A 21,239-nucleotide genomic window follows, 5' to 3' on the forward strand; every position below is an offset into this window, starting at 1 on the left:
TTCGCGTACGGTAGACGGCTGCCATGCACGTCAGAAGGGGGCCCGGTGGCCGCTCAGGCTCAACAGGAAACCGCGCTCGAAGACTCCCTGAGAGACCGCGAGATCAGCGTCGAACAGGAACACCTCGACCGGGTGTACCGACGCCTCGAGGAGAAGATCCACGAGGCCGAGTTCCTCATGAACGACGCGGCCCAGCGCGGCCAGGTCGGCACGCCCGGCGCACTCGCCGAACGGGACGCGCAGGTCTTCCGGGCGGGCGTCCACCTCAACCGGCTCAACAACGAGTTCGAGGACTTCCTCTTCGGCCGTATCGACCTGCTGACCGGCAAGGACGGCAAGAAGGGCCCCGACGGCGCGTACACAGCGGTGGAGCCCGCCGAGGGCGCCGTTCGCGCGGACGACACCGCCGACATCGCCGAGACCCTGCACATCGGCCGCATCGGCGTCCTCGACCAGGACTACGCCCCGCTGGTCATCGACTGGCGGGCCCCGGCCGCCGCCCCCTTCTACCGCTCCACCCCCGTCGACCCCGGCCGGGTCGTCCGCCGCCGTGTGATCCGCTCCAAGGGCCGCAAGGTGCTCGGCGTCGAGGACGACCTGATGCGCCCCGAGCTGACGGCCTTCCTCGACGGCGACGAACTGCCCGTCATCGGAGACGGCGCCCTGATGGCCGCGCTCGGCCAGGCCCGCAGCCACACCATGCGCGACATCGTCGCCTCCATCCAGGCCGAACAGGACCTGGTCATCCGCGCCCCCGCCGCCTCCGTGACCTATGTCGAAGGCGGCCCCGGCACCGGCAAGACCGCCGTGGCCCTGCACCGCGCGGCCTACCTCCTCTACCAGGACCGGCGCCGGTACGCGGGCGGCATCCTGATCGTCTCCCCGACCCCGCTGCTCGTCGCCTACACCGAGGGCGTGCTGCCCTCCCTCGGCGAGGAGGGCCAGGTCGCCATCCGCGCCATCGGTTCCCTCGTCGACGGCAGCGAGGCCACGCTCTACGACGCCCCGTCCGTGGCCCGCGCCAAGGGCTCCTACCGCATGCTCAAGGTGCTGCGGAAGGCCGCCCGCGGTGCCCTGGAGCTCAACGACACGCCGACCCGCCTGCGCGTGGTCGCCTTCGGCCGCCGACTTGAGCTGGAGGACCGGGAACTGCAGGGCATCCGCCGCGCCGCCCTCGGCGGCACCGCCCCCGTCAACCTGCTGCGCCCGCGCGCCCGCAAGCTGCTCCTGGACGCCCTGTGGGAGCAGTCCGGCTCGGCCAACCGGCACAGCGATCCGGAGCTGGCCGCCGAGCTGCGCTCCTCCTTCGACGAGGACATCACCTCCGAGGACGCCTTCATCGCCTTCCTCGACGCCTGGTGGCCGGAGCTGACCCCGGCTGCCGTCCTGGACGCCATGAGCGACGAGCGGCGCCTCGGCCGCTGGGCCCGGCGGATCCTCAACCCCGGGGAGGTCCGCAAGGTCGCCCGCTCCCTCAAGCGCGACGGCCGCTCCGTGCACGACATCGCCCTGCTCGACGAGCTCCAGGCCGTCCTCGGCGCCCCCGCCCGCCCCCGGAAGAAGCGCGAGCTCGACCCGCTGGACCAGCTCACCGGCCTGGAGGAGCTGATGCCGGTGCGCGAGGAGTCCCAGCGCGAGCGGGCCGAGCGACTCGCCCAGGAACGCACCGAGTACGCGCACGTCATCGTCGACGAGGCGCAGGACCTCACCCCCATGCAGTGGCGCATGGTCGGCCGCCGCGGCCGGCACGCCACCTGGACGGTCGTCGGCGACCCGGCCCAGTCCTCCTGGTCCGACCCGGACGAGGCCGCCGAGGCCCGCGACGAGGCCCTCGGCACCCGCCCGCGCCGACGCTTCGAACTCACCGTGAACTACCGCAACCCGGCCGAGATCGCCGAGCTGGCCTCGAAGGTGCTGGCGCTGGCCATGCCCGGCTCCGAGTCCCCGAGAGCGGTCCGCTCCACCGGCGTCGAACCCCGCTTCACGGTCGTCGAGGACAGCCTCGGCGAAACCGTCCGCGAGGAGGCGGCCCGGCTGCTGGAGCGCGTCGACGGCACGGTCGGCGTGGTCGTCGCCATGCAGCGCCGCGCGGAGGCCCGGCGCTGGCTCGCCGGGCTCGGCGACCGGGTGGTGGCCCTCGGCAGCCTGGAGGCCAAGGGCCTGGAGTACGACGCGACGATCGTGGTCTCCCCGGCGGAGATCGCCGACGAGTCCCCGGCCGGACTGCGTGTGCTCTACGTCGCGCTGACCCGGGCCACCCAGCAGCTCACGGTCGTCTCGGCGGAGCGGGACGAGCCCGACGCGGCGGGAGTTCCGGACCTGCTGAGGGACTGATCCCGGCCGTCCGACGGACCGCGGCCCGATACCCACTTGCCGGCGAAATGAACTCCCGGTACGGGAATGGCCTTACGGGATCTGTTTGTTAGCCTGGATGTGGCACCGGCTCGATCCAAGCCCCCGGGCCCAACCTTCGTCGCTACGAGCGACCACTTGCCGCGAGGCGAGCATGGCGGGTCGGTGCCACTTAATCTTTTCAGGGGACTTGCGCAGAGACCCACGTCCGACGTGACGTGGGTCTCTTTTTGCTGGCCCGTTTCGCGAACAAAAAGTTCGCAATCGGAGGCGGCTACCAGCTACCCAGCGGTAGGTGCGACTATCGGACGGCACAACTCAGCGTCAGGTGAAAGCAGAGGAAGTCGGCCATGGCAACGGCGCCCAGCGTCTCCTACTCGATGACGGTCCGGCTGGAGGTGCCCGCGAGCGGAACCGCCGTCTCGCAGCTCACCACCGCCGTGGAGTCCTCCGGAGGCTCGGTGACCGGCCTCGACGTCACCGCGTCCGGTCACGAGAAGCTCCGTATCGACGTCACCATCGCGGCCTCGTCGACCGCGCACGCGGACGAGATCGTCGAGGAACTCCGCGGCATCGAGGGCGTCACGCTGGGCAAGGTCTCGGACCGGACCTTCCTCATGCACCTCGGCGGCAAGATCGAGATGGCGTCGAAGCACCCCATCCGCAACCGTGACGACCTGTCCATGGTCTACACGCCCGGCGTGGCCCGCGTCTGCATGGCGATCGCCGAGAACCCCGAGGACGCCCGCCGCCTCACGATCAAGCGCAACTCCGTTGCGGTCGTGACGGACGGCTCCGCCGTGCTGGGCCTGGGCAACATCGGCCCGAAGGCCGCGCTGCCCGTCATGGAGGGCAAGGCGGCCCTCTTCAAGCGGTTCGCCGGCATCGACGCCTGGCCGATCTGCCTCGACACCCAGGACACCGACGCGATCGTCGAGATCGTCAAGGCCATCGCCCCGGGCTTCGCCGGCATCAACCTCGAGGACATCTCCGCCCCCCGCTGCTTCGAGATCGAGGCCCGGCTGCGCGAGGCCCTCGACATCCCCGTCTTCCACGACGACCAGCACGGCACCGCGATCGTCGTCCTCGCCGCGCTGACGAACGCGCTGCGTGTCACGGGCAAGGCGATCGAGAACATCCGCGTCGTCATGTCCGGCGCGGGCGCGGCCGGTACGGCCATCCTGAAGCTGCTGCTCGCCGCGGGCGTCAAGAACGCCGTCGTCGCCGACATCCACGGCGTGGTGCACGCGGGCCGCGAGGACCTGGTGGACGCCGCCCCGGACTCCGCGCTGCGCTGGATCGCCGACAACACCAACCCCGAGGGCCTCACGGGCACGCTCAAGGAGGCCGTGCGCGGCGCGGACGTCTTCATCGGCGTCTCGGCCCCGAACGTCCTCGACGGCGACGACGTGGCCGCCATGGCCGACGGTGCCATCGTGTTCGCGCTCGCGAACCCGGACCCCGAGGTCGACCCGGCAATCGCCCGCCAGACCGCGGCCGTTGTCGCGACGGGCCGCTCCGACTTCCCGAACCAGATCAACAACGTGCTGGTCTTCCCGGGTGTCTTCCGCGGTCTGCTGGACGCGCAGTCCCGTACGGTCAACACCGAGATGATGCTGGCCGCCGCGACGGCCCTCGCGGACGTGGTGACCGAGGACGAGCTGAACCCGAACTACATCATCCCGAGCGTCTTCAACGACAAGGTCGCTGGCGCGGTCGCCGGGGCCGTGCGGGAGGCCGCCAAGGCGGTGGGGGCGTCCGCCCTCTGACTGTGAGTATCCCCACGGCCGCCCGGGGAACGGCGCGTCGCAGGACCTCTGTGAGCAGCGGAGCCCTATCGTGGCGGCCAGGCTCAGGCCCTCGTTTCGTGTGACTCCTGAAGGGTGTACTCACGACTCGTGCGGGTGCCGGATTGGCTTTCCCGCCGCAGGTAGGGGCAGGATGCGTCTCTGGGCGCGAGGGTCTGACGACGGACCCGGTCCGGGGACTCACGGAGGACCCTGGCAGCATCGGCTTCGATCTGACGCCTCAACGGCAAGATGAACACGGGAGTAACAACATGAACCGCAGTGAGCTGGTGGCCGCGCTGGCCGACCGCGCCGAGGTGACCCGCAAGGACGCCGACGCCGTGCTGGCCGCGTTCGCCGAGGTCGTCGGCGACATCGTCTCCAAGGGCGACGAGAAGGTCACGATCCCCGGCTTCCTGACCTTCGAGCGCACCCACCGTGCCGCTCGCACCGCCCGCAACCCGCAGACCGGCGAGCCCATCCAGATTCCGGCCGGCTACAGCGTGAAGGTCTCCGCGGGCTCGAAGCTCAAGGAATCCGCCAAGGGTAAGTAATCCTGCTCTTCGTACGCCCCGGACGGCGTACGAGGCACAGTGAAACCAAGGGGCGGCCACCCGATTCGGGTGGCCGCCCCTTTGGCATCAGTGCGCGCTCTACGGCTGCGCCGGCCCGGCGTACGACTGACGCCCGGGGTGATGCCCCCGGGCGTCTGGTCGTACGGGCTTCAGGCCCGCGTGGGGTCAGCCCAGGGCCTTGCCCGGGAGTTCGACCTTTGCGCCGAGCTCCATCAGCTTCTCCATGCTGTGCCTGCCCGGGGGCAACCCCCGGACCCCCGGCCGGACGGGCGCTGCCCGCGCGTACGACTGACGCCCGGGGTGATGCCCCCGGGCGTCGGTCAGGCGGGCATGAGGCCCGCGTCGGGTCAGCCCAGGGCCTTGCCCGGGAGTTCGACCTTTGCGCCGAGCTCCATCAGCTTCTCCATGAAGTTCTCGTAGCCGCGGTTGATGAGGCCGATGCCGTGGACCCGGGACGTGCCCTGGGCGGCGAGGGCCGCGATGAGGTACGAGAAGCCGCCGCGGAGGTCGGGGATGACCAGGTCGGCGCCCTGGAGCTTGGTGGGGCCGGAGACGACCGCCGAGTGGAGGAAGTTGCGCTGACCGAAGCGGCAGTCGGAGCCGCCCAGGCACTCACGGTAGAGCTGGATGTGCGCGCCCATCTGGTTCAGGGCGGAGGTGAAGCCGAGGCGGGACTCGTAGACCGTCTCATGGACGATGGACAGGCCCGTCGCCTGCGTCAGGGCCACCACCAGCGGCTGCTGCCAGTCGGTCTGGAAGCCGGGGTGGACGTCCGTCTCCAGCGCGATGGACTTGAGCTGCCCGCCGGGGTGCCAGAAGCGGATGCCCTCGTCGTCGATCTCGAACGCCCCGCCCACCTTCCGGAAGGTGTTCAGGAACGTCATCATCGAGCGCTGCTGCGCGCCGCGGACATAGACGTTGCCCTCGGTCGCCAGCGCCGCCGACGCCCAGGACGCGGCCTCCAGCCGGTCCGACAGGGCGTGGTGGGTGTAGCCGCCGAGCTTGTCCACACCGGTGATGCGGATCGTCCGGTCGGTGTCCATCGCGATGATCGCGCCCATTTTCTGCAGAACGCAGATCAGGTCCTCGATCTCCGGCTCGACGGCCGCGTTGGACAGCTCCGTGACGCCCTCCGCGAGGACCGCCGTCAGCAGCACCTGCTCGGTCGCGCCGACGGACGGGTACGGCAGCCGGATCTTCGTACCGCGCAGCCGCTGCGGCGCCTCCAGGTACTGCCCGTCCTCCCGCTTCTCGATGCGCGCGCCGAACTGCCGCAGCACGTCGAAGTGGAAGTCGATGGGCCGGCCGCCGATGTCGCAGCCGCCGAGGCCGGGAATGAAGGCGTGGCCGAGACGGTGCAGCAGCGGACCGCAGAACAGGATCGGGATGCGGCTCGAACCGGCGTGGGCATCGATGTCAGCGACGTTGGCGCTCTCCACGCGCGTCGGGTCCATCACCAGTTCGCCGGGCTCGTCCCCCGGACGGACCGTCACACCGTGAAGCTGCAGCAGGCCCCGCACGACCCGGACGTCACGGATGTCCGGAACATTGCGCAGCCGGCTCGGAGCGCTGCCCAGCAGCGCCGCCACCATGGCCTTCGGTACGAGGTTCTTCGCACCGCGGACACGGATCTCGCCCTCCAGCGGGGTTCCGCCGTGGACAAGCAGGACATCGTCGTTGACGGTCATGAATCTCGCGTTCCGTGGAGTCGGGCAGGGGCCAGAAGGGAAAGGGTAATCGCCCACCACCCCCCTTCTGTAAGCCTGAGTCAGACCCAGACACGTCATAGCTCTGTCACAACACGAACGGTTCCGTGCCGGGCACATGGGGTCACGGTCACTTTCGTGCGCGTGTACTGCTTCAGCGCGCCCTGAGCTGCGTTCCCTCGTGTCCCCTCATTGCCTCCCCACGCGGAGGGAAGATGCGGGATCATGTCTGGCATGACCGAGGTGTCCTCGCTCACAGGGCGGTTGCTCGTGGCCACCCCCGCCCTGGCGGACCCGAACTTCGACCGCGCGGTGGTGCTGCTCCTCGACCACGACGAGGAGGGCTCGCTCGGTGTCGTCCTCAACCGTCCCACCCCGGTGGACGTGGAGGACATCCTGGAGGGCTGGGGGGATCTCGCCGGCGAGCCGGGCGTCGTCTTCCAGGGCGGTCCGGTCTCGCTGGACTCGGCCCTCGGGGTCGCGGTCGTCCCCGGCGGAGCGTCGGGGGAGGCGGGCCCGCTGGGCTGGCGCCGGGTCCACGGCGCGATCGGCCTGGTCGATCTGGAGGCCCCGCCGCAGCTGCTGGCCTCGGCCCTCGGCTCCCTGCGGATCTTCGCCGGGTACGCCGGCTGGGGCCCGGGCCAGCTGGAGGACGAGCTGGTGGACGGCGCGTGGTACGTCGTGGAGTCGGAGCCCGGCGATGTCTCGTCCCCGTGTCCCGAGCGGCTCTGGCGCGACGTGCTGCGCCGCCAGCGGGGCGAGCTGGCGATGGTGGCGACGTATCCGGACGACCCTTCGCTCAACTGATGCGTGTGAGCTTCAGTACCCTGGGGCCTATGAGCACTCTCGAGCCCGAGCGCGGGACTGGTACGGGGACCCTCGTAGAGCCGACGCCGCAGACCTCGCACGGTGACGGTGACCACGAGCGCTTCGCCCATTACGTCCAGAAGGACAAGATCATGGCGAGCGCCCTCGACGGCACCCCCGTCGTGGCGCTGTGCGGCAAGGTGTGGGTGCCGGGCCGCGACCCGAAGAAGTACCCCGTGTGTCCCATGTGCAAGGAGATCTACGAGTCCATGGGCTCCGGCGACGACGACAAGGGCAAGGGCGACAAGTAGTCGGCGCCCGGCCCGTGTGATCCCAAGGCCTCCAGGGTGCGTTTTGCGTGCCCTGGAGGCTTTTGCGCTGTCCGGGCGTTGCGCGGGGTGCTTCCGCCGGTCACAGAGTGGTTGAGACCTCTTGTGGTCGTGTTCATGCAGTCCCTAGCCTCCGATGTGTTGTGCACAGCGAAACCTTCATTGCGCATGTTGCAACACCCCCTCGGAGGAGCACTTCATGAAGCTGTCCGTCCGTTTTGCCGGGCTCACGGCGATCGCCGCCCTGCTGGCCACCGCCTGCGCGCCCCAGACCTCCGGTAACTCCTCCTCCGACAAGGACGAGAAGACCGGCGCGCTGCGTGTCTGGCTCTTCCAGGAGGTCGGCAACACCCCCAAGGAGAAGGTCGTCGACTCGGTCGTCGCCGACTTCGAGAAGGCCCACAAGGGCACCGAGGTCAAGGTCGAGTACATCCCGATCGAGACCCGCGCCCAGCGCGTCAAGGCCGCCTTCAACGACCCCGCCTCCGCTCCGGACGTCATGGAGTACGGCAACACCGACACGGCCGGCTATGTGAAGGACGGCGGACTCCTCGACGTCACGAAGGACTTCGGCGACTGGAGCGAGGCGAAGGACACCGACCCGACCGCGAAGCAGTCGGTGACGGTGGACGGCAAGATGTACGGCGCCCCGTTCTACGTCGGCGTCCGCGCCCTGTACTACCGCACGGACGTCTTCGAGGAACTGGGTCTGAAGCCCCCGAAGACGATGGACGAACTGGCCTCCACCGCCCGGGCGATCCGCGCCGCGAAGCCCGACCTCTACGGGCTCGTCGTCGGCGGCGCCTACACCTACGGCGCGATGCCGTTCGTGTGGGCCAACGGCGGTGAACTCGCCAACGGCAAGGGCGGCTCGTACGCCTCCGGCATCGACAGCCCTGAGGCCCAGAAGGGCATCGAGGCGTACACGTCCCTCTTCGGCGACGACAACTGCCCGGCCGCCAAGTGCGCGGGCATGGGCGGCAACGACACGGTCTCCGCCTTCGCCGCCGGGAAGGCCGGGATGGCGATCGGCGGCGACTTCAGCCACACCGCCGTCGAGGCCGGGAAGGTCAAGGGCAAGTACGCCGTCGTCCCCCTGCCGGGTGTGAAGTCCGGCTCGATCGCGCCTGCCTTCGCCGGCGGCAACAACATCGGCGTCCTGAAGAGCACCTCGCACCGCACGCTCGCCGTCGAGCTGATGGAACAGCTCGCCTCGAAGAAGACCCAGACCGAGCTCTTCGGCGCGATGGGCTTCCTGCCGACCTTCACGGACGTACGCCAGCAGGTCGCGACCGAGGAGCCGTTCGTGAAGCCCTTCGTCCAGACCCTCTCGGCCGGCACCAAGTTCGTCCCCGCCTCACCCGCCTGGGCCCAGATCGACTCCTCACTCGTCCTGCCGACGATGTTCCAGGAGGTCATCGCGGGCAAGAAGGACGTCCCCGCCGCCTCCGAGGCCGCCGCGAAGAAGATGAACACCGCGTTCGGCTCCGCCGGGTGACCCGGATGAACGACCGTGGGGAATCGGCGGAAGCCGGCCTGGCCGGGACCGACACCGCCGGGGTCGATCCGCCTGGTGCCGGCTTGGCGGGAACTGCCGGGGCGGCGGGCGGTCCTGTCGGGAAGGTCGCGGCGGGAGCCGCGCGCGACCTGCCCGGCGGCCATGCCGCGCCCGCTTCCACGAGCGTCGCCGCAGCGCCCGGCGGTCCGGCCGGGTCGGTCGGGGATCGTTCCCGCGAGGCCCACGCAGAGGAGGGCGGCGGTTCGCCGCGCCGGCTTTCGGGCAAGGCCGCCGGCGGGGCGCGGAGCGGGCGTCCGGGGTCGCGACGGGCCGCGCCCGGCAGATCCGTCGGCGCCTCCGGCGGCTGGACGCCCTGGCTCTACCTCGCGCCCGCGCTCCTCGTGCTCGGCGGGCTGCTCGTCTACCCGATCTATCAACTCGGCCTGATCTCGTTCTTCGAGTACACCCAGGCCCAGGTCAGCGGCGGCGAACCGACCACGTTCCAGGGGTTCGGGAACTATGCCGAGCTGTTCGGGGACCCGCAGTTCTGGCAGGTGCTGCTCGCCACCGTGCTGTTCGCGGCGGCCTGTGTCGTCTCCACGCTCGCGGTCGGCTGCGCCCTCGCCGTGCTCCTCACGCGCGTACGGGCCCTGCCGCGGCTCGCGCTGATGCTGGCCGCGCTGGGCGCGTGGGCGACCCCGGCCGTCACCGGCTCCACCGTCTGGCTGTTCCTCTTCGACCCGGACTTCGGCCCGGTCAACCGGATGCTGGGACTCGGCGACCACTCCTGGACGTACGGCCGTATCAGCGCCTTCTTCCTCGTCCTGCTCGAAGTGGTGTGGTGCTCCTTCCCGTTCGTGATGGTGACCGTGTACGCCGGTATCCGCGCCGTCCCCTCCGAGGTCCTGGAGGCCGCCGCCCTGGACGGCGCCTCGCAGTGGCGGATCTGGCGCTCCGTACTCGCCCCGATGCTCCGCCCGATCCTGGTCGTCGTCACCATCCAGTCGGTCATCTGGGACTTCAAGGTCTTCACGCAGATCTACGTCATGACGAACGGCGGCGGCATCGCGGGCCAGAACCTGGTCCTGAACGTCTACGCCTACCAACAGGCGTTCGCGTCCTCGCAGTACAGCCTCGGCTCGGCGATCGGCGTCGTGATGCTGCTGATCCTGCTCGCCGTCACGCTGGTGTACCTGCGGCTGCTGCGCCGGCAGGGAGAGGAACTGTGAATCTTCTACGCGCCCGTGTCCGCCGCCCGGGACGGCTGGCCGCCGAGGCCTCGGCCCTGCTGATCGCGGTGGTCGTCGCCTTCCCCCTCTACTGGATGGTGCTCAGCGCCTTCAAACCGGCCGGGGAGATCGAGTCGAGCGAGCCCAGGCCGTGGACTCTCGCGCCCTCCCTGGATTCCTTCCGGCGCGTCTTCGGGCAGCAGGAATTCGGCCGTTACTTCCTCAACAGCCTCGTCGTCGCGAGCTGTGTCGTGATCGCCTCCGCGCTGATCGCGTTTCTCGCCGCGACCGCCGTGACACGATTCCGCTTCCGCCTGAGGACCACCCTGCTGATCATGTTTCTGGTGGCCCAGATGGTGCCCGTGGAAGCCCTCACGATCCCCCTCTTCTTCCTCATGCGGGACTTCGGTCAGCTCAACACGCTCGGTTCGCTGATCCTGCCGCACATCGCCTTCTCGCTGCCCTTCGCGATCTGGATGCTGCGGGGGTTCGTGAAAGGCGTTCCGGAGGCGCTGGAGGAGGCCGCGTACATCGACGGGGCGAGCCGGGCGCGATTCCTCTGGCAGATCCTTTTCCCCCTCGTCCTGCCGGGCCTCGTGGCCACCAGCGTGTTTTCCTTCATCTCCGCCTGGAACGACTTCCTCTTCGCCAAGTCGTTCATCATCAGTGACACTTCCCAGTCGACGCTGCCCATGGCGCTGCTGGTCTTCTACAAGCCCGACGACCCGGACTGGGGCGGCGTCATGGCCGCCTCCACGGTGATGACGATCCCGGTCCTGGTCTTCTTCGTACTCGTGCAGCGGCGGCTCGTGTCGGGGCTGGGCGGGGCGGTAAAGGACTGACGTGATGGATCTGATTCCGGCACCCCGCAGCGTCGTCACCGGCCCCGGCCCCGGCTCCGGCACCGGTGAGGTGCGGCTCACGGCGCACTCCCGGCTCCGCGCCGGCCCCGGGACGGAGGGCGTCGGCCACTGGCTGCGCACCGCCCTGGGGCAGGCCACCGGCCTGCCGCTCCACGAAGGGTGCGAACCCGGCGACGACGGCATCCGGCTCCGACTCGACCCCGACCTCGGCCCCGAGGAGTACCGCCTCGTCAGCGACCCCGACGGCGTCCTCATCGAGGGCGGCAGCGCGGCCGGTGTCTTCTGGGGCGCCCAGACGCTGCGCCAGCTCCTCGGCCCCGACACGTACCGCAGGGCCCCGCTCGGCCCCGACCGCGCCCGGTCCGTGCCGCACCTCACGATCGAGGACGCGCCCCGATTCCGCTGGCGCGGCCTGATGCTCGACGTCGCCCGGCACTTCATGCCCAAGGAAGGCGTCCTGCGTTACCTCGATCTGATGGCGGCGCACAAACTCAACGTCTTCCACTTCCATCTGACGGACGACCAGGGCTGGCGCATCGAGATCGAGCGGCATCCACGGCTGACGGAGATCGGCTCCTGGCGGGCCCGTACCAAAACCGGCCACCGCGCCTCACCCCTGTGGGAGGAGAAGCCGCACGGCGGCTACTACACCCGGGACGACATCCGGGAGATCGTCGCCTACGCCGCCGAGCGGCATATCACCGTCGTCCCCGAAATCGACGTACCCGGCCACTCGCAGGCCGCCATCGCCGCGTACCCGGAACTCGGCAACACCGACGTCATCGCTGCATCCATTGAGGGGGGCAACAGCCTCTCCGTCTGGGACACCTGGGGAATCAACCCGAACGTACTCGCCCCCACTGACAACACCCTGCGCTTCTACGAGGGCGTCTTCGAGGAAGTCCTGGAGCTGTTCCCGTCGGAGTTCGTCCACATCGGCGGCGACGAATGCCCCAAGGAGCAGTGGCGGAGCTCGGAGACCGCCCAGGCGCGCATCAGGGAACTCGGGCTCGCGGACGAGGACGAGCTCCAGTCCTGGTTCGTCGGGCACTTCGACGCGTGGCTCTCCGCGCGCGGACGGCGGCTGATCGGCTGGGACGAGATCCTGGAGGGCGGGCTGGCCAAGGGCGCGGCCGTCTCCTCCTGGCGCGGCTACGCCGGAGGCATCGCCGCCGCCCGGGCCGGCCACGACGTCGTCATGTGCCCCGAGCAGCAGGTGTATCTGGACCACCGTCAGGACCCGGGCCCCGACGAGCCGGTACCGATCGGGTGGGTGCGCACCCTGGAGGACGTCTACCGGTTCGAGCCGGTGCCGCCGGAGCTGACGCCCGAGGAGGCCCGGCACGTGCTGGGCACCCAGGCCAACCTGTGGACCGAGGTGATGGAGGACCACGCGCGCGTGGACTACCAGGCGTTCCCCCGGCTCGCGGCCTTCGCCGAGGTCGCCTGGAGCGCGCTGCCCGCCCCGGCGGAACGGGACTTCACCGGCTTCGAGCAGCGGATGACCACCCACTACCGGCGGCTCGACGCCCTGGGCGTCGCCTACCGGCCCCCCACCGGACCGCTGCCCTGGCAGCGGCGTCCCGGGGTGCTGGGGCGTCCGATCGACGGCCCGCCGCCCCACCGCTAGGACGTCCCGCGACTACCGAACAGCTCGAACAGGCCACGGATAATGCGCACAAGGGTCACCGAAAGTGCCAATCGGCACGCACTGGTGAACCCGTGCGAAAACGGACCATCTCCCCGATGAGGTGGGCGAATGCCTCCTAGCGGACCCGTGTCTTCGGCTCTCGCCAAGATGTGCCAGAGTTGCCACGTCCGCCCTGTCAGCACGTACCGTACGGCAGCACAGGTGGGACCAGGTGGGGCAGCGGGAAGGGGCAGCCGGTTTGACCACGCACGCACCGCAGGCGGCGCAGGCCGTCACGCTGCCCACAACACTGGACGAGGCCGTGGCGGCACTCACCGCCGTGCCCGCCGCCGTGCCCGTCGCGGGCGGCACCGACCTGATGGCCTCCGTCAACTCCGGGCAGCTCAGGCCCGCCGCGCTGGTGGGACTCGGCCGGATCAGCGAGATCCGCGGCTGGCAGTACCAGGACGGCCACGCGCTGCTCGGCGCCGGCCTCACCCACGCGCGCATGGGACGCCCCGACTTCGCGGCCCTGATCCCGGCGCTCGCCGCCGCCGCGCGCGCCGCGGGCCCGCCGCACATCCGCAACGCGGGCACCCTGGGCGGCAACATCGCCTCCGCCGCCCCCACCGGTGACGCGCTGCCGGTCCTGGCCGCCCTGGAGGCGACCCTGATCATCGCGGGCCCGGGCGGAGTCCGCCGCGAGATCCCGGTGTCGCACCTGCTGGCCGGGATGGACATGCTGCGCGCCGGCGAACTCATCGGCTACGTGCGCGTGCCGCTGCTGCACGCCCCCCAGGTCTTCCTGAAGGCGACCGGCCGTACCGGCCCCGGGCGCGCGGTGGCGTCCGTGGCCCTGGTCCTGGACCCCGCGCGCCGGGGGGTGCGCTGCGCGGTGGGCGCCATAGCGCCGATGGCGCTGCGGCCCCTGGAGGCCGAGGAGTGGGTCGGCCGGCTCATCGACTGGGACAACAACCGCGCGATCGTGCCGGAGGCGCTGAACGCCTTCGGCGAGTACGTCGCCGCGGCCTGCATCCCCGACGCGGCCCCGGCCGAGGACGGCTCCGTACCGCAGCTTCCGCCCGCCGTACTGCACCTGCGGCGCACCGTCGCCGCGCTGGCCCGACGAGCACTGGGGAGGGCGCTGTCGTGACCGACGACCAGCACGGACGGGGCACACCCCCGGGCGGCAGCCGCTGGGACCCGCTGCCCCAGGGCGAGTACGACGACGGCGCCACCGCCTTCGTCGAGCTCCCCGAGGGCGGCATCGACGCCCTGCTGGCCGCCGACAGCCCCCTCGCCGCGCCCGGCCACGGCTACGTACCGCCGCAGATAACGGTCGACCCCGCCACGACCGCCGGAACCGACCCGGCCGCCACCGCCGCGTGGCCCGTGCCCGGAGCGCCCGTCGACGGCGCCCAGTGGCACGACCCGCACGCGGCACACCAGCAGCAGGGCCACGAGCTCGCGGAGCAGCCCTACGGAGCCGACACGCCGTACGGCTCCGACGCGCCCTACGGCTCCGGTACGCCGTACGGATCCGACCCCGGGACGGGGCAGCACGGCGGGGACGACCGGTTCACGTACAACCCGGGAGCCACCGGGCAGTGGAACTTCGAGGAGGCCGCGGCGGCGGAGCCCGCGCCCGGCCATGACGTGACCGGGCAGTGGTCCATCCCCGTCGCCGGGGGCGACCTTCCGGACGAGTCGGGCGAGTTCACCACGTCCTCGCTGGTCGAGCAGTGGGGCGGCGGCAACCCGCCGGCCACGCTCCCGGGCGGCGCGCCCGCGCCGTGGGCGACACAGGCGCCGGGCGAGCCGTGGGGCCAGCAGGTCCCGCAGGACGCGCCGGGCCAGGAACAGGCCGGACCGGGCTACCCGCAGGACCACGAGCACGACCACGGCCACGGGCCGCGGGGACTCGCCGGAGCGCCCTCCGCGTACGCACCGGAGCAGCCGCCTGCCGGGCCCCTGCCGCAGGAGACGGACCCGAACGCGCCTCACCCCGGGGGGCTCGGTCATGCGCCGGAGCCGTCCGGCTTCGCCGACCACGGTGTCGATCACAGCGCCGATCACGCGGCCGAGTCGTCCGGCGTACCCGGCCACGCACCGGGACCGTCCGGCCCCGCCGGGCACCCGGACGAGTACCGCGCGCCCTCCGAGGCCTCCGAGCCGTACGAGGCACACGCCGCCGAACCCCCCGCGCCCCCGGAGGCCGTTCAGGACGCCTCACAGGCCGCTCCCGGGACCGGTGAGGCCGACGGGCCCGCCGAGGACGCCCCGGACGCCGCAGAGGGCGCTGACGGTCCCGCCGAGCCGGTCGCCGTGCCCCTCCCCGAGACGGCGGACGCGGACACGGACGCCGGACCGGAGGCCGCCGAGGGCGAGTCCCCGGACGCCCCGGCACCCGAGGACCCCTCCGGCACCCCGGACGACGAGGCCGGCGCACCCCAGGACGGACCCGCCCTCCCGCAGGAGGAACACCCCCTCGCCTCCTTCGTCCTGCGCGTCAACGGCACCGACCGCCCCGTCACCGACGCGTGGATCGGCGAGTCCCTGCTGTACGTGCTGCGGGAGCGGCTCGGACTGGCCGGTGCCAAGGACGGGTGCTCGCAGGGCGAGTGCGGGGCGTGCAACGTCCAGGTCGACGGGCGGCTCGTCGCGTCCTGCCTGGTCCCCGCCGTGACCGCCGCCGGCAGCGAGGTCCGCACCGTGGAGGGACTGGCCGAGGACGGGCAGCCCTCCGACGTACAGCGGGCCCTCGCGCGCTGCGGCGCCGTGCAGTGCGGCTTCTGCGTACCGGGCATGGCGATGACCGTGCACGACCTCCTGGAGGGCAACCCGGCGCCCACCGAGCTGGAGACCCGCCAGGCGCTCTGCGGCAACCTGTGCCGCTGCTCCGGCTACCGGGGCGTGGTCGACGCCGTGAAGGACGTCGTCGCCGAACGCGAGACACACGCCGGGCCCGCCGCGGGCGACAGTGACGAGGCCCGTATCCCGCGCCAGGCGGGCCCGGGTGCCGGCGGCGTCCACCCGTCGGCCTTCGGATCGCCCCCGGACGCGCACGGCCAGGACGGGCACGGCCCGGACCCGCATTCCCCTGACGCGCACGACCAGCCGTACGGCCAGGACGGAGGCCCCGCGTGAGCAACGAATCAGCCACCGCGCAGGCCTCCGAGGGCGTCCCCGCCCCCGAGCCGCTGCCGCACGGCCTCGGCGTGTCCCTTCCGGCCGCGGACGCCCGCGCCAAGACGGAGGGCACCTTCCCGTACGCCGCCGACCTGTGGGCCGAAGGGCTGCTGTGGGCGGCCGTGCTGCGCTCACCGCACCCGCACGCGCGCATCGTGTCGATCGACACCTCCCACGCGCGCGAGATGCCCGGCGTACGCGCGGTCGTCACCCACGAGGACATCCCCGGCAGCCCGTTCCACGGCCGCCGCACGGCCGACCGCCCGGTCTTCGCCTCCGAGGTCGTACGCCACCACGGCGAGCCCATCGCCGCCGTCGCCGCCGATCACCCGGACACCGCGCGCATGGCCGCCGCCGCCGTCATCGTCGAGTACGAGGCGCTCGACCCGGTGACCGACCCGGAGCAGGCCTTCGAGGCCGAGCCCCTGCACCCCGACGGCAACCTGATCCGGCACATCCCGCTGCACCACGGAGACCCGGACGCGGCCGGCGAGATCGTCGTCGAGGGCCTGTACCGCATCGGCCGCCAGGACCCCGCGCCCATCGGCGCCGAGGCGGGCCTCGCCGTACCGCGCCCGGACGGCGGTGTGGAGCTGTACCTCGCCTCCACCGACCCGCACGCCGACCGGGACGCGGCCGCCGCCGCCTTCGGCCTGGAGCCCGAGCGCGTCAAGGTCGTCGTCACCGGAGTCCCCGGCGCCACGGCCGACCGCGAGGACCAGGGCTTCCAGCTCCCGCTCGGCCTGCTGGCGCTGCGGACCGGCTGCCCGGTGAAGCTCACGGCCACGCGCGAGGAGTCCTTCCTCGGCCACGCCCACCGGCACCCCACCCTCCTGCGCTACCGCCACCACGCGGACGCCGAGGGCACGCTCGTGAAGGTCGAGGCGCAGATCCTGCTCGACGCGGGCGCCTACGCCGACAGCTCCGCCGAGGCCCTCGCCGCCGCGGTCGGCTTCGCCTGCGGCCCGTACGTCGTCCCGAACGCCTTCATCGAGGGCTGGGCCGTACGCACCAACAACCCCCCGTCCGGCCATGTACGCGGCGAAGGCGCCATGCAGGTCTGCGCCGCCTACGAGGCGCAGATGGACAAGATCGCCAAGAAGCTCGGCATCGACCCGGCCGAGGTGCGGCTGCGCAACGCCATGGCGACCGGCGACGTACTGCCGACCGGTCAGACGGTGACCTGCCCGGCCCCGGTCGCCGAACTGCTCCAGGCCGTACGGGACTTCCCGCTGCCGCCGCTGCCCAAGGACACCCCCGAGGACGAGTGGCTGCTGCCCGGCGGCCCCGAGGGCGCGGGCGAACCGGGCGCGGTGCGCCGGGGCGTGGGCTACGGCCTGGGCATGGTGCACATGCTGGGCGCGGAGGGCACGGACGAGGTCTCCACGGCGACCGTCAAGGTCCAGGACGGGGTCGCGACGGTGCTGTGCGCGGCCGTCGAGACCGGCCAGGGCTTCACGACCCTGGCCCGGCAGATCGTCCAGGAGACGCTCGGCGTCGACGAGGTGCACGTGGCGCCGGTCGACACCGACCAGCCCACGGCGGGCGCGGCCTGCCACGGCCGGCACACCTGGGTGTCGGGCGGTGCGGTGGAGCGCGCGGCCAAGATGGTCCGCACGCAGCTCCTCCAGCCGCTCGCCCACAAGTTCGGCATGTCCACGGAACTGCTCCAGATCAACGACGGCAAGATCACGTCGTACGACGGAGTCCTCTCGACGACCGTCACCGAGGCGCTGGACGGCAAGGAACTCTGGGCCACCGCCCAGTGCCGCCCGCACCCCACCGAGCCCCTGAACGAGGCCGGGCAGGGCGACGCCTTCGTGGGCATGTCCTTCTGCGCGATCCGCGCGGTGGTGGACGTCGACATCGAGATCGGTTCCGTACGGGTCGTGGAACTCGCGGTCGCCCAGGACGTCGGGCGGATCCTGAACCCGGCCCAGCTGGCCGCCCGCATCGAGGCGGGAGTCACGCAGGGCGTGGGCATCGCCCTGACCGAGAACCTGCGCACCCCACGCGGCCTGATCCGCCACCCGGACCTGACCGGCTACGCCCTCCCGACGGCCCTCGACGCGCCGGACATCCGCATCGTCAAGCTGGTCGAGGAACGGGACGTCATCGCCCCCTTCGGCGCGAAGGCGGTCAGCGCGGTGCCGGTCGTGACGTCCCCGGCGGCCGTCGCATCCGCCGTACGGGCCGCCACGGGCCGCCCCGTGAACCGCCTGCCGATCCGCCCGCAGGCCGCGGTGGTCACGGAACGCTCCTGACGTCCCTGCCGGACGGGTCCTCCTCGTGGAGGCGATTCCGGCGGGAACGGAACGCGCGAGGGATGTCTGAGCGTCTGGTGAGGTGGACGCGCGGCCGCTGGCCGTGAATTCTCTGGACGTGAAGTCGCTGGGCGGGTCGCTGTTCCGGGGCGTTGTCAGTGGTGGGGCGTAGTGTTCTGGGCAGTGGGGGACGGCTGCCGGCGCATGGCCGGGCGGTCTGCCGTGCTCCGCCTGGGGACGCTGAGCAAGCACATGCGGGGGAGCCCATGAGTACGACCGACGCCGGTTCCGCGGTGATCACCCTGACCGAGTCCGAGCTGGACCCGTGGGTGACGCACGCGTCGACGCGGCACTGGCTGACCGGCCCCGGACTGCCCGGCGAGAACGGCGTGCTGAGCTTCGCGGAGCTGAGCCGGGAGGGCCTGCGCACGGTCGCGGACTCGACGGGCGACCCGGAGGACCGGCTGTCGGCGGAGCTGCGCGAGCAGCTGGTGATAGGCGGATTGCTCGGCCCCGGGGGCCTGGAGACGGAGTCGGTCCTGCTGGACGGCGCGACGGGCGAGATCTCGACGACGTCCTTCCTGCACGACCGCCCCGACCTGATGGACCGCCGCCCCCTGGCCCCCTCGCTGCGCACCCTGGTCCGCTTCGCCGAGGCGACCGACGAACTGGCGGGCCTGCGCGGCCAGTTCGCCTCCTACGCCGGCCGCTACGGCCCGAAGGCGGTGGCCCAGGCGTCCCAGCACCTCCTCGCGGTCTTCCGGGACGGCACGGACGGCGAGCCGGCCCCCTTCTGGAAGATGGCGGCCCTCATCCGCCCCCTCTCCCTGGTCGCGGGCCGCGGCGGCGCCTCCGGCCTCTCCCTCGACCTCCCGCACCGCCTGCTGGACCAGGAGTTCGGCCCCGGCAAGACGGCCCGCTTCGAGGACGTCGACTTCCCCTCGACCCTCACCCACGAACCGACCCGCCGCTTCCTCCGCGAGGTGGGCCTGCCCGAGGACGCCCATGTCTTCTCCCTGGACACGGACGTCCCCCTGGCGACACTCGCCGAGTACTACGCCGACTGCGACGTCCCGACGCAACTCCCCGCGCACGCCCACCGACTGATCCGGCTCGGCCACCTCATCGAGGACAACAGCCTCGTCGTCGACGGCGAGACGGGCGCGGTCCTCAACTGGAGCGAACCCGACGCGACCCTGCACCCCCTCAACACCGACGTCTCCACCCTCGCCTTCACCCTCTGGCTCCTCCACCGCGAACGCGCCATCGACTCCCAGTCGGACCACGAGCTGACGACCGACACGTACGACCAGCTGGCCATGACGATGCTCCAGGTCCTGTCGGCGGTCGACCCCACGGGGGTCATGGCGGGCAGATCGGGTCGCCACTACTGGACGGAGGCGTTCCAGGACGAGGCGGGTGGGGTGTTGCAGGGGGCGGGATCATGGGCCGGAGAGTGATGGTCCAGCCCCCTTGCGCCCTGATTGCGCCCTACCCTGGTCCTGAACACCCCCCGATGCTCGATTCATGGGGGACTCATCCGAGCCGAGCATCATCCCGTTACCCGACCCCGACGGACACCGGCAGGCGCCGCCGGGCGTGCCGCAGCCGTGGGAGAAGACCGACCGGGCCCAGGCCGCGATGGAAGGCGCCACCGGGCCCGAGCCGCCCGCCCCGCCCGTCTGCCCCAACTGCGGGCTCGTCGGTGATCGACGTGTCACCTACTACGGCTGGCACGTCCTCCTCGAACCGGACATGCCGGTCCCGGCACACATGGTGCCCGCCTGGCACCGCTGGTACGTCGATTCCAACGGAACGGCCTGGAACAGCCGCGCGGACGAGCCCCCACCCGGCGCCGTGTGCCGCGTACCGCACCGGATCGCCTGTCCCGGTCTGAGACTTGAGGAGATCGGCCTCTGGCGGTGGCTGGACGCCGTACGCGCGGAGAACGCGCGCCGGGCCTGGAGGAAGGCCGACGAGGAAGCCGCCCGGGAGCGGCTTCCGGATGCCGGTTGATGCTGTGGAGCGTCGATGACAAACTCCGCTCCACCCTGACTGGAGGTCGTCTGAGTGTTTCCCGCACGGGTACTGGCCGGCGCTCCGTTGGCTCTGGTGATTCTCGCCGTGTCCGGCTGCTCGTCCTCCTGGGGCTGCACCGACACGACTGCGGAGCGCGGTGAGGCCGGTGTCAGGGTGCGGGTCGAGGACACGTACGGGAAGCCGATCGGTGTCACCGCCGTAGTCGTCGACTGGCGCCTTGAGCCCCACCCACAGGTGCCCTCCGATGGTGGCCAGGTCCACTTCCGCTACCGGTTCGACGGCGCCGACGAGTTGTTCGACCCTGTGGTGGACGCCTGCGCGGTCGACAAGAAGCGTGTGGCGTTGGGGTGTCAGGCGGTCTATTCGTCCGAGGCGTCCGGGCCGGACGGTGACCTCACGGGCGACGCCTGGCTCGCCGTCGAGCACCCTGAGCAGGTTGCCGGCGTGCTGATGATCCCCAATGACCAGTCCTACTACGGACAGACCTGCGAACAGGACATCAAGGACGGTGGCGGACGGCATCCGCCGGAACCAGCTGTCATGGGAGACCAGCTGTAAACCCCGGACAGCCTGCGCCGCAGGTGCTGGTAGTCGCAGTCCTTGTCTCCGCGCAGCCTGGTCAGGGCGCTTGAGGCCGTGGCGGGATTCGAACCCACGTAACTCGCTTTGCAGGCGAGCCCCTGAACCACTCGGGCACACGGCCGTGATCAAGTCCGAACTTCGGCCGCCGTGGCGGGATTCGAACCCGCGTAACTCCCCGCGAGCGGAGCTCGCTAGTGGATGCAGCGCAGGCGAGCCCCTGAACCACTCGGGCACACGGCCGTGTTCCAACTCGATGTCCTGACAGTAGGTCGGTGGGAAAGCCGTGCTCAAGGGGATCGGGTGGGTCGCAATGCGACTGCCATACGGTGTTCACAGAGCGGGGATCCGGCCAGGGGTGTACGACCAAGGTCGGGGGCGATCACCATCT

Annotated in this window: 16 protein-coding genes and 2 tRNA genes; 15 read left to right on the forward strand and 3 right to left on the reverse strand. The window is 71.4% G+C overall.

What is annotated here, in order from left to right:
• Positions 1-45: 45 nt before the first annotated feature.
• The 3 genes from NNW99_RS23280 to NNW99_RS23290 all read left to right on the forward strand — a co-directional run bounded on the left by NNW99_RS23280 (position 46) and on the right by NNW99_RS23290 (position 4,693).
• Positions 46-2,334: a UvrD-helicase domain-containing protein gene (locus NNW99_RS23280; protein WP_215121069.1), complete on the forward strand. Its 2,289-nt coding sequence runs from the start codon at positions 46-48 to the stop codon at positions 2,332-2,334.
• 368 nt (positions 2,335-2,702) lie between these two features.
• A complete protein-coding gene (locus tag NNW99_RS23285; protein WP_215121070.1) occupies positions 2,703-4,121 on the forward strand; it encodes an NAD-dependent malic enzyme in 1,419 nt (472 codons plus the stop codon).
• Positions 4,122-4,411: 290 nt separating this feature from the next.
• Entirely contained in the window at positions 4,412-4,693 is a 282-nt protein-coding gene (locus NNW99_RS23290) for an HU family DNA-binding protein (RefSeq protein WP_215121071.1), read from the forward strand.
• A 368-nt stretch (positions 4,694-5,061) separates the two neighbouring features.
• Here the strand turns inward: NNW99_RS23290 and murA are convergent, their stop codons facing one another.
• Positions 5,062-6,402: a UDP-N-acetylglucosamine 1-carboxyvinyltransferase gene (gene murA, locus NNW99_RS23295; protein ID WP_215121072.1), complete on the reverse strand. Its 1,341-nt coding sequence runs from the start codon at positions 6,400-6,402 to the stop codon at positions 5,062-5,064.
• Between the two features lie 252 nt (positions 6,403-6,654).
• On the opposite strand from murA, the gene NNW99_RS23300 reads away from it, so the two are divergent.
• From NNW99_RS23300 to NNW99_RS23355, 12 genes are all read left to right on the forward strand, one after another.
• Positions 6,655-7,227 carry a YqgE/AlgH family protein gene (locus tag NNW99_RS23300; RefSeq protein ID WP_215121073.1) on the forward strand — a complete coding sequence of 191 codons (573 nt, stop codon included), beginning with the start codon at positions 6,655-6,657 and terminating at the stop codon, positions 7,225-7,227.
• 29 nt (positions 7,228-7,256) lie between these two features.
• Positions 7,257-7,538 carry a DUF3039 domain-containing protein gene (locus NNW99_RS23305; protein ID WP_010039914.1) on the forward strand — a complete coding sequence of 94 codons (282 nt, stop codon included), beginning with the start codon at positions 7,257-7,259 and terminating at the stop codon, positions 7,536-7,538.
• A gap of 217 nt (positions 7,539-7,755) precedes the next feature.
• Entirely contained in the window at positions 7,756-9,054 is a 1,299-nt protein-coding gene (locus NNW99_RS23310; protein ID WP_215121074.1) for an extracellular solute-binding protein, read from the forward strand.
• 401 nt (positions 9,055-9,455) lie between these two features.
• Positions 9,456-10,283 (forward strand): carbohydrate ABC transporter permease, encoded by an 828-nt coding sequence (locus tag NNW99_RS23315; RefSeq protein ID WP_215124422.1) that lies wholly within the window; start codon positions 9,456-9,458, stop codon positions 10,281-10,283.
• Entirely contained in the window at positions 10,280-11,125 is an 846-nt protein-coding gene (locus NNW99_RS23320; protein WP_193478365.1) for a carbohydrate ABC transporter permease, read from the forward strand. Before NNW99_RS23315 ends, NNW99_RS23320 begins: the two co-directional genes overlap by 4 nt.
• Positions 11,126-11,129: 4 nt before the next feature.
• On the forward strand, positions 11,130-12,776 hold the full coding sequence (locus tag NNW99_RS23325) for a beta-N-acetylhexosaminidase (protein ID WP_215121075.1): 1,647 nt from the start codon (positions 11,130-11,132) through the stop codon (positions 12,774-12,776).
• A 259-nt stretch (positions 12,777-13,035) separates the two neighbouring features.
• Positions 13,036-13,929 carry a xanthine dehydrogenase family protein subunit M gene (locus tag NNW99_RS23330; protein WP_215121076.1) on the forward strand — a complete coding sequence of 298 codons (894 nt, stop codon included), beginning with the start codon at positions 13,036-13,038 and terminating at the stop codon, positions 13,927-13,929.
• The gene (locus tag NNW99_RS23335; RefSeq protein ID WP_215121077.1) at positions 13,926-15,923 is read left to right on the forward strand and encodes a 2Fe-2S iron-sulfur cluster-binding protein; all 1,998 of its coding nucleotides are present in this window, start codon (positions 13,926-13,928) and stop codon (positions 15,921-15,923) included. Before NNW99_RS23330 ends, NNW99_RS23335 begins: the two co-directional genes overlap by 4 nt.
• Complete coding sequence (locus NNW99_RS23340; protein ID WP_215121078.1) at positions 15,920-18,229, forward strand: xanthine dehydrogenase family protein molybdopterin-binding subunit; 2,310 nt, start codon at positions 15,920-15,922, stop codon at positions 18,227-18,229. Before NNW99_RS23335 ends, NNW99_RS23340 begins: the two co-directional genes overlap by 4 nt.
• Positions 18,230-18,495: 266 nt before the next feature.
• Positions 18,496-19,689, forward strand: a complete 1,194-nt coding sequence (locus tag NNW99_RS23345; protein ID WP_215121079.1) for an SUKH-4 family immunity protein — start codon at positions 18,496-18,498, stop codon at positions 19,687-19,689.
• 67 nt (positions 19,690-19,756) lie between these two features.
• The gene (locus NNW99_RS23350; protein ID WP_215121080.1) at positions 19,757-20,245 is read left to right on the forward strand and encodes a DUF6083 domain-containing protein; all 489 of its coding nucleotides are present in this window, start codon (positions 19,757-19,759) and stop codon (positions 20,243-20,245) included.
• A gap of 54 nt (positions 20,246-20,299) precedes the next feature.
• Entirely contained in the window at positions 20,300-20,827 is a 528-nt protein-coding gene (locus NNW99_RS23355; RefSeq protein WP_215121081.1) for a hypothetical protein, read from the forward strand.
• Between the two features lie 73 nt (positions 20,828-20,900).
• On the opposite strand, the gene NNW99_RS23360 is transcribed toward NNW99_RS23355, so the two are convergent.
• Together NNW99_RS23360 and NNW99_RS23365 are read right to left on the reverse strand one after the other, a co-directional pair.
• A tRNA-Cys gene (locus tag NNW99_RS23360) sits at positions 20,901-20,972 on the reverse strand.
• 21 nt (positions 20,973-20,993) lie between these two features.
• Positions 20,994-21,091: transfer RNA gene (locus NNW99_RS23365), tRNA-OTHER, on the reverse strand.
• Positions 21,092-21,239: the final 148 nt, after the last annotated feature.

It is taken from the genome of Streptomyces sp. CRCS-T-1 (assembly GCF_024442335.1).
GTDB lineage: Bacteria > Actinomycetota > Actinomycetes > Streptomycetales > Streptomycetaceae > Streptomyces > Streptomyces koelreuteriae.